Origin of the sequence: Streptomyces paradoxus (assembly GCF_014202475.1) — a bacterium.
In the GTDB taxonomy this organism is placed as follows: Bacteria; Actinomycetota; Actinomycetes; order Streptomycetales; family Streptomycetaceae; genus Streptomyces; species Streptomyces paradoxus.
In genome coordinates this window covers 119,896-132,060 of the sequence record NZ_JACHGV010000009.1, presented here as the reverse complement: position 1 = coordinate 132,060, position 12,165 = coordinate 119,896, and the positions used below count along the sequence as shown (strand labels likewise).

Below are 12,165 nucleotides of genomic sequence, written 5' to 3'. Positions count from 1 at the left end.
GTTCAGCCCTCCGAGGGGGCGAGGCGCTTGAGCTCGGCCTCGGTCGACTTCAGCAGGTCGGTCCAGGACGCCTCGAACTTCTCGACGCCCTCTTCTTCCAGCAGCTGGACCACGTCGTCGTACTTGATCCCGAGCTTCTCGACCGCGTCGAGGTCGGCGCGGGCCTGCTCGTAGGTGCCGGCGACGGCGTTGCCGCGGATCTCGCCCTGCTCCTCGGTGGCGAACAGGGTCGCCTCCGGCATGGTGTTCACCGTGTTGGGCGCGACCAGTTCGTCGACGTAGAGGGTGGGCTTGTAGGCCTTGTCCTTCACGCCGGTGGACGCCCACAGCGGACGCTGCTTGTTGGCGCCCGCCTTCTCCAGGGCGCTCCAGCGGTCCGAGGAGAAGACCTCCTCGTACGCCTGGTAGGCCAGCCGGGCGTTGGCGACACCGGCCTTGCCGCGCGCGGCCTTGGCCTCGTCGGTGCCCAGCGCGTCGATCCGCTTGTCGATCTCGGTGTCCACACGGGACACGAAGAACGAGGCCACGGAGTGGATCTGCGACAGATCCAGGCCGCGCTCCTTGGCCTTCTCCAGGCCTTCCAGGAACGCGTCCATGACCAGGCGGTAGCGCTCCAGGGAGAAGATCAGCGTGACATTGACGCTGATGCCCAGGCCGATGGTCTCGGCGATGGCCGGGATGCCCGCCTCGGTCGCCGGGATCTTGATGAGGGTGTTGGGCCGGTCCACCAGCCAGGCGAGCTGCTTGGCCTCGGCGACCGTGGCCCGCGTGTTGTGCGCCAGGCGCGGGTCGACCTCGATCGAGACCCGGCCGTCCTTGCCGCCGGTGGCGTCGAAGACCGGGCGCAGGATGTCGGCGGCGTCACGGACGTCCGCCGTCGTGATCATGCGGATGGCCTCTTCGACGGTGACCCTGCGGGCGGCGAGGTCGGTCAGCTGCGTGTCGTAGCCGTCGCCCTGCGAGATCGCCTTCTGGAAGATCGACGGGTTGGTGGTGACGCCCACGACGTGCTGCTGGTCGATCAGCTCGGCGAGGTTGCCGGACGTGATCCGCTTGCGCGACAGGTCGTCCAGCCAGATCGCCACGCCTTCCTCGGAGAGGCGCTTGAGTGCGTCTGTCATGGAAATTCCATCTCCTACGTGTCGTATATGAGCGTCAGCGCTGAGCTGCGGCGATCGATTCCCGCGCGGCGGCGGCCACGTTCTCGGGAGTGAAGCCGAACTCGCGGAAGAGCACCTTGCCGTCGGCCGAAGCACCGAAGTGCTCCAGGGAAACGATGCGGCCGGCGTCCCCCACGTACTTGTGCCACGTGAGACCGATACCGGCCTCCACCGCGACACGGGCCCGGACGGACGGCGGCAGGACGCTGTCCCGGTACCCCTGGTCCTGCTGCTCGAACCACTCCACCGACGGCATGGACACGACGCGCGTGGGCACGCCGGCGCCCTGGAGCTGCTCGCGCGCCTCGACGGCGACGTGCACCTCGGAACCGGTGGCGATCAGGATGACCTCGGGCTCACCGCCGTCGGCCTCGAACAGGACGTAACCGCCCTTGGCGGCATCGTCGTTGGGCTCGTACGTCGGGACGCCCTGACGGGTCAGCGCCAGGCCGTGCGGCTGGCCCTTGCCGAACTCCTTCGTCCAGCGCCTGAGGATCTCGCGCCAGGCGACCGCGGTCTCGTTGGCGTCCGCCGGGCGCACGACGTTCAGGCCCGGGATCGCGCGCAGCGACGCCAGGTGCTCGACGGGCTGGTGCGTCGGGCCGTCCTCGCCGAGGCCGATGGAGTCGTGCGTCCACACGTACGTCACCGGCAGGTGCATCAGCGCCGACAGCCGCACCGCGTTGCGCATGTAGTCGGAGAACACCAGGAAGGTGCCGCCGTAGATCCGGGTGTTGCCGTGCAGCGCGATGCCGTTCATCTCGGCGGCCATCGCGTGCTCGCGGATACCGAAGTGGATCGTGCGGCCGTACGGGTCCGCCTCCGGCAGCGGGTTGTCCGCCGGGAGGAAGGAGCTGGTCTTGTCGATCGTGGTGTTGTTGGAGCCGGCCAGGTCCGCCGAGCCGCCCCACAGCTCGGGGATGACCGCGCCGAGGGACTGGAGGATCTTGCCGGAGGCGGCACGCGTGGCCACGCCCTTGCCGACCTCGAAGACCGGGATTTTCTCCTCCCAGCCGGTGGGCAGCTCACCCTGGGCGACGCGGTCGTACTCCGCGGCACGCTCGGGGTTGTTGTCCCGCCACTGCTGGTACGCCTTCTCCCACACCGCGCGGGCCGCCTGGCCCCGCTCCAGCGCCTTGCGGGTGTGCGTGATGACCTCGTCGGAGACCTCGAAGCTCTGCTCCGGGTCGAAGCCCAGGACGCGCTTGGTGGCCGCGACCTCGTCGTCGCCGAGGGCCGAGCCGTGCGCGGCCTCGGTGTTCTGCGCGTTCGGGGCCGGCCAGGCGATGATCGAGCGCATCGCGATGAACGAGGGCCGGTCCGTGACGGCCTTGGCCTGCTGGATCGCCTCGTAGATCGCGGCCGGGTCCAGGTCGCCGTTCTCCTGTGGCTCGACCCGCTGCACATGCCAGCCGTAGGCCTCGTACCGCAGAGCGGTGTCCTCGGAGACGGCCGTCTCGGTGTCGCCCTCGATCGAGATGTGGTTGTCGTCCCACAGCAGGATCAGGTTGCCGAGCTTCTGGTGGCCGGCCAGCGAGGACGCCTCGGCGGAGATGCCCTCCTGGAGGCAGCCGTCACCGGCGATGCAGTAGATGAAGTGGTCGAAGGGCGACTCGCCCTCCGGGGCCTCCGGGTCGAACAGACCGCGCTCGTAGCGGGCGGCCATCGCCATGCCCACCGCGTTGGCGACGCCCTGGCCGAGCGGGCCGGTCGTCGTCTCCACACCGGTCGTGTGCCCGTACTCCGGGTGCCCGGGGGTCTTCGAGCCCCAGGTGCGGAAGGACTTCAGGTCGTCCAGCTCCAGGCCGAAGCCGGCCAGGTACAGCTGGGTGTAGAGGGTCAGGGACGAGTGGCCGGCGGACAGCACGAAGCGGTCCCGCCCGACCCAGTCGGCGTCCGCCGGGTCGTGCCGCATCACCTTCTGGAAGAGGGTGTAGGCGGCAGGCGCCAGGCTCATCGCCGTACCCGGATGGCCGTTACCGACCTTCTGTACGGCATCGGCGGCCAGGACACGCGCGGTGTCGACGGACCGCTGGTCCAACTCGGTCCACTCGAGGTCTGTGGTGGTCGGCTTGGTGCTCACCCTGGGTCAGGGCTCCTCTCCACATGTCGGATGCCGGTGTATCGGGGCGCCCACCGGCCGCAGTCGAGCCTACCCCCGTGGGACGTGCGTTTTTTCGAGTCACTCCAGAGTGCCGGGACTGATCCCGATCCGCCTCCTGACTGGGCCGTACCGCATTCGACAGGTGAATACGGAGCCGCTCATCCGGGTGCTCAATCGAGCTTCCGGCCGCCCGTCGGAAGCCGCCCTCCAACACGAGGCGACCCCCGCGAATGTCCGAGTCTGGGCAACGTCTAAAGTGGCGTGGTACGCGCGAGCCTTTACCGGGACTTCACACGGCTGAGGCTTGCTGGGATGTCTCTGTAGGGGTGTGCGTGACGGCCGTTGAATCCCGTCCAGCGGGGATGCTCGGGACGGACCAGAGCCCGGCCCACCGGCCGTTCGGGGCCCGTGTGATGGCCTTCGTGGCTCTCACCAAGCCGCGGATCATCGAGCTGCTGCTGATCACCACGGTGCCGGTGATGTTCCTGGCGCAGCAGGGCGTGCCCGACCTGACGCTGGTGCTGCTGACGTGCCTCGGCGGCTACATGTCCGCGGGCGGCGCCAACGCCCTCAACATGTACATCGACCGCGACATCGACGCGCTGATGGACCGCACCTCGCAGCGGCCGCTGGTCACCGGCATGGTCAGCCCGCGCGAATGCCTCGTCTTCGGCATCACCCTGGCGATCACCTCCACCCTGCTCTTCGGCCTGACCGTGAACTGGCTGAGCGCCTGGCTCTCCCTCGGCGCGCTCCTCTTCTACGTGGTCGTCTACACGATGATCCTCAAGCGCCGGACCTCGCAGAACATCGTGTGGGGCGGCATCGCGGGCTGTCTGCCGGTGCTGATCGGCTGGTCCTCGGTCACGAACTCGATGTCGTGGGCGCCGGTCATCCTGTTCCTCGTCATGTTCTTCTGGACGCCGCCGCACTACTGGCCGCTGTCCATGAAGGTCAAGGAGGACTACGCGCGCGTGGGCGTGCCGATGCTGCCGGTGGTCGCCTCCAACAAGGTCGTCGCCAAGCAGATCGTGATCTACAGCTGGGTCATGGTCGCCGTCTCGCTGCTGCTGACCCCGCTCGGTTACACGGGCTGGTTCTACACGTCGGTCGCGCTGCTCGCGGGTGGCTTCTGGCTCTGGGAGGCGCACGGCCTGCAGAACCGCGCGAAGGCGGAGGTGACGGGCGCGAAGCTGAAGGAGATGCGCCTGTTCCACTGGTCGATCACCTACGTCTCGCTGCTGTTCGTGGCGGTCGCGGTCGACCCGTTCCTGCGCTGACGTACGTCACACCGCCCTGCCCTCGCGAGACGATCTACCCGTGAGTAGCATCCTGGCCATGGCAGACACGCAGCAGGTTGACCCGAAGGCCGAGCGCAAGGTGGCCCGGCTGGCCAAGCAGATCTCCTCCTTCTCCAGGACCCACGGCGGCGCCGAGGGCCAGGTCGCCTACCTCGGCGAGCGCGGCGCCCGCATCGTCCTGGTCGGCGAGGACGGCAACTGGGGCGACCTGGTCGCCCCCTCCTACGAGATCGCCGAGAAGGCCGTGGAGAAGGCGGGCATCACCCGCCACGAGTCCTTCGACGGTGAATTCGCCGCCAAGGTCAAGACGGGCCGCTACGAGTGGTCGCGTATGGCGGGCATCCAGGTAGGCGGCCCCAAGAACGACTGACCCTCTTGGGGGCGCGGGGAACTGCGCGACACGCCACACTCCGCCCGCAGTCGCCGAATCACCCGCACCCCCCTCGGGACCGCCACCTCGAACCCGGTTCACCCGTTAGGACCCTTGAGAGCAACAGGGTCCACACCGGGAGGCCCGGATGATCGAAACGCCGTCACTGGTGGACCAGTACTGCCACGGAGTGCTCCGCACGGAGCTGGGCCTCGGCACCTTCGAGGCCCACCTCAGCCACACCGAGGGCCCACCCGCCCCCGGCACCACCCTCTTCGACACCCAGACCGGCTTCGCCGTCCGGCGCTGGTGCCCGCCCCTGCTGGGCCTCGAACCGCACTGCGCGCCCGCCCGCTACCTGGCCCGGCGCCGGGAACTGGGCGTTCTGGCGTCCGGCCGCCGGCTCCTGCGGGGCAGCGGCATCACGACGTACCTGGTCGACACGGGCCTGCCCGGCGATCTGACGGAACCCGGCGAGCTGGCCTGTGCCGGAGCCGCCGAGGCCCGCGAGATCGTGCGCCTGGAACTCCTCGCCGAGCAGGTCGCCGACACCTCCGGAACCGTCGAGTCCTTCCTGGCCAACCTCGCCGAGTCGGTGCACGCGGCCGCCGCGAACGCCGTCGCCTTCACCTCGGTCGCGGGCGTACGGCACGGCCTCGCGCTCGCGCCGGAGCCGCCCGGGCCGGGGGAGGTGCGCGGGGCGGCCGGCCGCTGGCTCGCCGGGCGCGGGGTCGGCGGGGAGCTGAGCGACCCGGTGCTGCTGCGGCATCTGCTGTGGAGCGCGGTCGCCTCGGGCCTGCCGCTCCAGCTGCACGCGGGGCTGGGCGCGCCGGGGCTGCGGACCGACCGTACGGACCCGGTGCTGCTGACGGACTTCGTGCGGGCCACGGCCGGGCTCGGCACGGACCTGGTCCTGCTGCACGGCTACCCCTACCACCGCAACGCCGCCCATCTCGCCGGGGTCTTCCCGCACGTCCACGTCGACTGCGGCGCCGCCCTGGTGCGCACGGGCGCCCGGGCCGCGACCGTCCTCGCCGAGATCCTGGAACTGGCGCCCTTCGGCAAGATCCTCTTCTCCACCGGCGCGCAGGGCCTGCCCGAGCTGCACGTCGTGGGCGCCCGCCTGTTCCGCGAGGCCCTCGGCCGGGTGCTCGGCACCTGGGTCGACGAGGGGGCGTGGTCCCTGGCCGACGCCCAGCGGGTGGCGGGCATGCTGGCGTCGGGAAACGCGCGCAGAGTGTACGGGCTGGACCAGGGCACCTAGGCCTCGGACAGGGTGGCCCCTAGGCCTTGGTCAGGGTCGCCTCGGCCGTGGGGCCGGGCAGGCCGGCCACGGCCTCCGGCCGCTCGCGCAGCGACAGCACCACCCGCAGCACCCAGATCCACATCACGGCCGAGCCCAGCATGTGCAGGCCGACCAGGACCTCGGGCAGGTCCGTGAAGTACTGGACGTAACCGATGACGCCCTGCGCGAGCAGGATCAGGAACAGCTCGCGGGTGCGGTTCAGCGGGTTCTTCGGCGCGTCGACCGCCTTGAGGACGAACCACAGGGCGAACGTCAGCGTCACCACGATCCACGCCAGCACGGCGTGCAGCTTGCTCACCGTCTCCCAGTCGACCGGCATCCGCTCGACCTCGCTGGAGTCGCCCGCGTGCGGGCCCGCGCCGGTGACGACGGTGCCGACCAGGATGAGCAGGACGGCCGCCGCGGTCAGGAACCACACCAGCTGCTGCACGGCCTTGCCGACCAGCGGACGGGGCGGGGTGTCCCCTTCACGGGTGCGCTGCCACATCACCGTGGCCACCGCGATCAGCGCGGACGTCGCCACGAAGTGAGCCGCCACCGTGTACGGGTTGAGACCGACCAGCACCACGATGCCGCCCAGCACCGCGTTGCTCATCACGATCCAGAACTGCGCCCAGCCCAGCCGCACGAGGCCGCGCCGGTACGGCTTCTGCGAGCGCGCGGCGATGATCGCCCAGCCGACGGCCGCGCACAGCGCGTACGTCAGCATGCGGTTGCCGAACTCGATGGCGCCGTGGAAGCCCATCGCGCTGGTGGTGGTCAGCGAGTCGTCGGTGCACTTGGGCCAGGTCGGGCAGCCCAGGCCCGAGCCGGTCAGCCGTACGGCGCCCCCGGTGACGACGATGAACACCGACATCAGGAGCGCGGAGAGGGCCGCGCGCCGGACCGTCCGGGGTTTCGGGGTCCAGCGCTCGGCGATGAAGGCGAGCGGGTTGCGCAGGGCGGCCTGAGCGTCGGCGCGGGTCACGTTTGGCACGCGAACCATCGTAGGCCGCTTGTGCACGCTTTCACGAGGGTCCGTCACAGGGCACCTTCCCTACTCCCAGCGGAAGAACTTCCCGGCCGCCGCCAGCCCGGCGACCGCCCAGACGGCCAGGATCCCCAGATTGCCCCAGGGCATCCCGGCGCCGTGCTGGAGCACGTCCCGCAGCCCGTCGGACAGGGCCGAGATCGGCAGCAGACCGAGCACGTCCTGGGCGGCGGAGGGGAACTTGTCGAGCGGCACGATGACCCCGCCGCCGACCAGCAGCAGCAGGAACACCAGGTTGGCCGCGGCCAGCGTCGCCTCGGCCTTCAGCGTCCCGGCCATCAGCAGCCCGAGGCCTGAGAAGGCCGCCGTGCCGAGGACCAGGAGCAGCAGGACGGCGAACGGGTTGCCCTGCGGCGACCAGCCGAGCGCGAAGGCGATCACCGTGAGCAGGATCACCTGGAGCACTTCGGTGACCAGGACCGACAGCGTCTTGGCCGTCATCAGGCCCCAGCGCGGCAGGGGCGAGGAGGCCAGCCGCTTCAGCACGCCGTAGCGGCGCTCGAAGCCGGTGGCGATGGCCTGGCCGGTGAACGCCGTCGACATCACCGCGAGCGCGAGGACGCCGGGGGTGAGGAAGTCGACGGCCTCGCCGGCGCCCGTGTCGACGATGTCCACGGTGCTGAAGAGCACCAGGAGCAGGGCCGGGATGACGACGGTCAGCAGCAGCTGCTCGCCGTTGCGCAGCAGCATCTTCGTTTCGAGCAGGGCCTGGGCCGCGATCATGCGGGGGAGCGGGGCCGCGCCGGGCTTCGGCGTGTACATCCCGGTGCCGGTGGCGGTCATGAGCGCAGCTCCTTGCCGGTGAGCTCCAAGAAGACGTCCTCCAGGGTGTGCCGCTCGACCGAGATCTTCTCCGGCATGACGCCGTGCTGGGCGCACCAGGAGGTGACCGTCGCGAGCAGCTGGGGGTCGACCTTGCCGACGACGCGGTAGGAACCCGGCGTCAGCTCGGCGGCCGAGCAGTCGGCGGGCAGGGCCTTGAGCAGCGAGCCCACGTCCAGGCCCGGCCGCCCCGAGAAGCGGAGCGTGTTCTCCGCGCCGCCGCGGCACAGCTCCTCCGGGGAGCCCTGGGCGATGACCCGGCCCGCGTCGATGATCGCCACGTCGTCGGCGAGCTGCTCGGCCTCGTCCATGTAGTGCGTGGTGAGGATGACGGAGACGCCGTCGGCCCGCAGGTCCCGGACCAGGTCCCACGTGGCGCGGCGGGCCTGCGGGTCGAGTCCGGCGGTCGGCTCGTCGAGGAAGACCAGCTCCGGGCGCCCCACCACGGCCATGGCCAGGGCGAGCCGCTGCTGCTGCCCGCCCGACAGGCGCCGGTACGTCGTACGGCCGCAGGAGCCGAGGCCCAGACGCTCGATCAGCGCGTCCACGTCCAGCGGGTGCGCGTGCAGCCTGGCCACGTGGCGGAGCATCTCGTCGGCCCGGGAGCCGGAGTAGACGCCGCCGGACTGGAGCATCACGCCGATGCGGGGCCGCAGGCCGGCGGACTGTCGCACCGGGTCGAGGCCCAGGACGCGCACCGTGCCGGAGTCCGGCTTCCGGTACCCCTCGCAGGTCTCGACCGTGGTCGTCTTGCCCGCCCCGTTGGGGCCGAGCACGGCGGTCACACCCGCCCGGGCCACCAGGTCGAGCCCGTCCACCGCGGTCTTCGTGCCGTACCGCTTCACCAGGGCCTGGACCTGGACCACGGGCTCACTTCGCATGGGTCCAGAGTCTAGGTAGGAGGATCGGACCTCAGACCGGCGGGTGGAGGAATTCCTCGTCACGGGGGCGGTGGACCGCCAGCCACCGCTCGGCGTAGGCCACGGCGTCCGCCACCGGGAACAGCCGCGCCTCGGCCGCTCCGACCTTGCCGCGGACGACGGGGCGGTCCCGCTCGAAGTCGTAGCCCAGCTCGTCGAAACGGTCCGAGCTGATCGACACCTCGGTGACGGTCTCCCAGCCCTCGGGGCCGGGCCGGCCCACGGCGACGCGGGGGGACGGGATCCGGTACTCGGCGAGGTGGAAGCTCGTGCAGGAGGCGTAGCCGGCGCCGAGCAGCAGCACCCGGGCGCCCATCGCCTCCAGTTTCGCCAGCGGGCTGCGCTCACCGAGCCGGCAGTCGGGCGCGTGCCCGTCGAGCACCTCGGCCGCGCGGGGCCCGAGCGCCGCGAACGAGGTCTGCGGATGCGCGCTGCGCAGTGCGCCGGGCCAGGTCCGCACGGTCTCCGGGACGACGCCGACCCCGCGGGCGGGCGTGATCCGAGGGTCGTAGGCGGGCATGGTGGCCCGGATGGCCGCCCACCATTGCGGGGGCACGGGCGGGTTGCTCCACAGGGCCGGGTCGGACAGGTCGCCGGTCTGGGTGGGGACCACGAGCGTGCCCTGCGGGCCGAGCGCGTCGAGCAGTCCCCGCACCACCGCGACGGCACCGCCGTTCACCCAGCCGAGGGCACTGAGCGAAGAGTGCGCGAGGAGGGTCTCACCGGGGCGTACACCAAGCTCGGCGAGCTGGGTCCGGAGGGTCTCGCGGGTGACAAGAGGGCCGGTCGGAGGGGGTGTGGGCATGGTTGTGGAGTGTCCCCGAAGCCGCTGCCGCATGCCAGCGGTTTGATCGATCAGAGATCGTTTCCGCAGGTCAGATTAGGTTTACCTAAGTGACGCAGGGCACCGTCGAGTGCGGCATGCGCGGCTTGCCCGGTCCGGAAGAATTACGCAACAATGGCGTTGTGAAAAACGTCGGCGAGGCACCCCACGAGGAGCTGGCGACCGGTGAGCGGTCCACCCGCAACCGCGTCGCGCGGTCCATCCTGGACCACGGCCCCTCGACCGTCGCCGAACTCGCCGAGCGGCTGGGCCTCACCCAGGCGGCCGTGCGCCGGCATCTCGACGCCCTCACGGGCGACGGTGTCGTGGAGGCGCGCGAGCAGCGGGTGTACGGCGCGCGGACCCGCGGACGCCCGGCCAAGGTGTTCGCCCTGACGGACTGCGGCCGGGACGCCTTCGACCAGTCCTACGACAAGCTCGCGGCGGACGCCCTGCGCTGGATCGCCGACCGCGAGGGGGGCAACGAGGCGATCGCCGCGTTCGCCCGCGCCAGGATCGCCGCACAGGCGGGCGCCTACCGCCGGGCGGTGGAGACGGCGCCGCCCGAGAAGCGGACCGAAGCGCTGGCCAAGGCCCTGAGTGCCGACGGGTACGCTGCCACTGCGCGCAGCGCGCCCCACCCGCAACAGGGTGAGCAGCTCTGCCAGCACCACTGCCCGGTCGCCCACGTCGCCGAGCAGTTCCCCCAACTGTGCGAGGCGGAGACGGAATTTTTCGCCGAGCTGCTCGGTACGCACGTGCAGCGGCTCGCCACCATCGCGCACGGCGACGGCGTCTGCACGACGTTCATCCCCAAGATTTCCCACAACGCATCTGCAAGCACGGCCGGGAGGAACCCCGCATGACTCTCCCCACGGAGACTGCCCACCCTGAGCTGGAGGGCCTGGGCAAGTACGAGTACGGCTGGGCCGACTCCGACACGGCCGGCGCCTCTGCCAAGCGCGGCATCAACGAGGACGTCGTCCGGGACATCTCCTCGAAGAAGAGCGAGCCGGAGTGGATGACCAAGCTCCGCCTCAAGGGCCTGCGCCTGTTCGAGAAGAAGCCCATGCCGAACTGGGGCTCGGACCTGTCGGGCATCGACTTCGACAACATCAAGTACTTCGTGCGCTCCACGGAGAAGCAGGCGGAGTCCTGGGAGGACCTGCCCGAGGACATCAAGGCCACGTACGACAAGCTCGGCATCCCCGAGGCGGAGAAGCAGCGCCTCGTCGCCGGTGTCGCCGCGCAGTACGAGTCGGAGGTCGTCTACCACCAGATCCGCGAGGACCTGGAGGAGCAGGGCGTCATCTTCCTCGACACCGACACCGCGCTGAAGGAGCACCCGGAGCTCTTCAAGGAGTACTTCGGGACCGTCATCCCCGTCGGTGACAACAAGTTCGCGTCGCTGAACTCCGCCGTGTGGTCGGGCGGCTCCTTCATCTACGTGCCGCCGGGCGTCCACGTGGAGATCCCGCTCCAGGCCTACTTCCGCATCAACACGGAGAACATGGGCCAGTTCGAGCGGACCCTGATCATCGTCGACGAGGGTGCCTACGTGCACTACGTCGAGGGCTGCACCGCCCCGATCTACAAGTCGGACTCGCTGCACTCCGCGGTCGTCGAGATCATCGTCAAGAAGAACGCCCGCTGCCGCTACACGACCATCCAGAACTGGTCGAACAACGTCTACAACCTGGTCACCAAGCGCGCCGTCGCCTACGAGGGCGCGACCATGGAGTGGGTCGACGGCAACATCGGCTCCAAGGTGACGATGAAGTACCCGGCCGTCTACCTGATGGGCGAGCACGCCAAGGGCGAGACCCTGTCCATCGCCTTCGCGGGCGAGGGCCAGCACCAGGACGCGGGCGCCAAGATGGTCCACATGGCGCCGAACACGTCGTCCAACATCGTCTCGAAGTCCGTCGCGCGCGGCGGTGGCCGCACCTCCTACCGCGGTCTCATCGAGATCGGCGAGGGCGCCCCGGGCTCCAAGTCGAACGTGCTCTGCGACGCGCTGCTCGTCGACACCATCTCCCGCTCGGACACCTACCCCTACGTGGACGTCCGCGAGGACGACGTGTCCATGGGCCACGAGGCGACCGTCTCCAAGGTCTCCGAGGACCAGCTCTTCTACCTGATGAGCCGCGGCCTGAGCGAGGACGAGGCCATGGCGATGATCGTGCGCGGCTTCGTCGAGCCCATCGCCAAGGAGCTCCCCATGGAGTACGCGCTGGAGCTCAACCGGCTGATCGAGCTGCAGATGGAGGGCGCGGTCGGCTGACCGCCCCCTCGACAGCAGACGTCCCACTCAGGAAAGAGAGCACTA

At 70.2% G+C, this 12,165-nt stretch carries 11 protein-coding genes; 5 read left to right on the top strand and 6 right to left on the bottom strand.

The genetic code is table 11. The annotated features are described in order from the left end of the window. Window positions 1-2 precede the first annotated feature (2 nt). Entirely contained in the window at window positions 3-1,121 is a 1,119-nt protein-coding gene (gene tal, locus HNR57_RS27565; RefSeq protein ID WP_184564001.1) for a transaldolase, read from the bottom strand. A gap of 34 nt (window positions 1,122-1,155) precedes the next feature. Continuing rightward, complete coding sequence (tkt, locus tag HNR57_RS27560) at window positions 1,156-3,243, bottom strand: transketolase (protein ID WP_184563999.1); 2,088 nt, start codon at window positions 3,241-3,243, stop codon at window positions 1,156-1,158. 383 nt (window positions 3,244-3,626) lie between these two features. On the opposite strand from tkt, the gene HNR57_RS27555 reads away from it, so the two are divergent. The 3 genes from HNR57_RS27555 to HNR57_RS27545 all read left to right on the top strand — a co-directional run bounded on the left by HNR57_RS27555 (window position 3,627) and on the right by HNR57_RS27545 (window position 6,199). Continuing rightward, window positions 3,627-4,544 carry a heme o synthase gene (locus HNR57_RS27555; protein ID WP_184564438.1) on the top strand — a complete coding sequence of 306 codons (918 nt, stop codon included), beginning with the start codon at window positions 3,627-3,629 and terminating at the stop codon, window positions 4,542-4,544. Between the two features lie 58 nt (window positions 4,545-4,602). Next, complete coding sequence (locus tag HNR57_RS27550; RefSeq protein ID WP_184563997.1) at window positions 4,603-4,935, top strand: hypothetical protein; 333 nt, start codon at window positions 4,603-4,605, stop codon at window positions 4,933-4,935. A gap of 148 nt (window positions 4,936-5,083) precedes the next feature. Then, window positions 5,084-6,199 (top strand): amidohydrolase family protein, encoded by a 1,116-nt coding sequence (locus HNR57_RS27545; protein WP_184563995.1) that lies wholly within the window; start codon window positions 5,084-5,086, stop codon window positions 6,197-6,199. Between the two features lie 19 nt (window positions 6,200-6,218). Here the strand turns inward: HNR57_RS27545 and HNR57_RS27540 are convergent, their stop codons facing one another. From HNR57_RS27540 to HNR57_RS27525, 4 genes are read right to left on the bottom strand one after another with little or no spacing between them, the layout of a single operon-like run. Next, window positions 6,219-7,226, bottom strand: coding sequence for a COX15/CtaA family protein (locus HNR57_RS27540; RefSeq protein ID WP_184563993.1), 1,008 nt, complete (start codon window positions 7,224-7,226; stop codon window positions 6,219-6,221). A 51-nt stretch (window positions 7,227-7,277) separates the two neighbouring features. Further along, window positions 7,278-8,054 carry an ABC transporter permease gene (locus tag HNR57_RS27535; RefSeq protein ID WP_184563991.1) on the bottom strand — a complete coding sequence of 259 codons (777 nt, stop codon included), beginning with the start codon at window positions 8,052-8,054 and terminating at the stop codon, window positions 7,278-7,280. Then, the gene (locus HNR57_RS27530) at window positions 8,051-8,974 is read right to left on the bottom strand and encodes an ABC transporter ATP-binding protein (protein WP_184563989.1); all 924 of its coding nucleotides are present in this window, start codon (window positions 8,972-8,974) and stop codon (window positions 8,051-8,053) included. The genes HNR57_RS27535 and HNR57_RS27530 overlap by 4 nt, the downstream gene beginning before the upstream one ends. Window positions 8,975-9,005: 31 nt before the next feature. Continuing rightward, window positions 9,006-9,818, bottom strand: coding sequence for an AAC(3) family N-acetyltransferase (locus HNR57_RS27525; protein WP_184563987.1), 813 nt, complete (start codon window positions 9,816-9,818; stop codon window positions 9,006-9,008). 161 nt (window positions 9,819-9,979) lie between these two features. Here HNR57_RS27525 and HNR57_RS27520 point away from each other — a divergent pair, with 161 nt between their 5' ends. Then, a complete protein-coding gene (locus HNR57_RS27520) occupies window positions 9,980-10,702 on the top strand; it encodes a helix-turn-helix transcriptional regulator (RefSeq protein WP_184563985.1) in 723 nt (240 codons plus the stop codon). After that, window positions 10,699-12,120, top strand: coding sequence for a Fe-S cluster assembly protein SufB (sufB, locus tag HNR57_RS27515; RefSeq protein WP_033310787.1), 1,422 nt, complete (start codon window positions 10,699-10,701; stop codon window positions 12,118-12,120). The genes HNR57_RS27520 and sufB overlap by 4 nt, the downstream gene beginning before the upstream one ends. The last annotated feature ends 45 nt before the right edge of the window (window positions 12,121-12,165 follow it).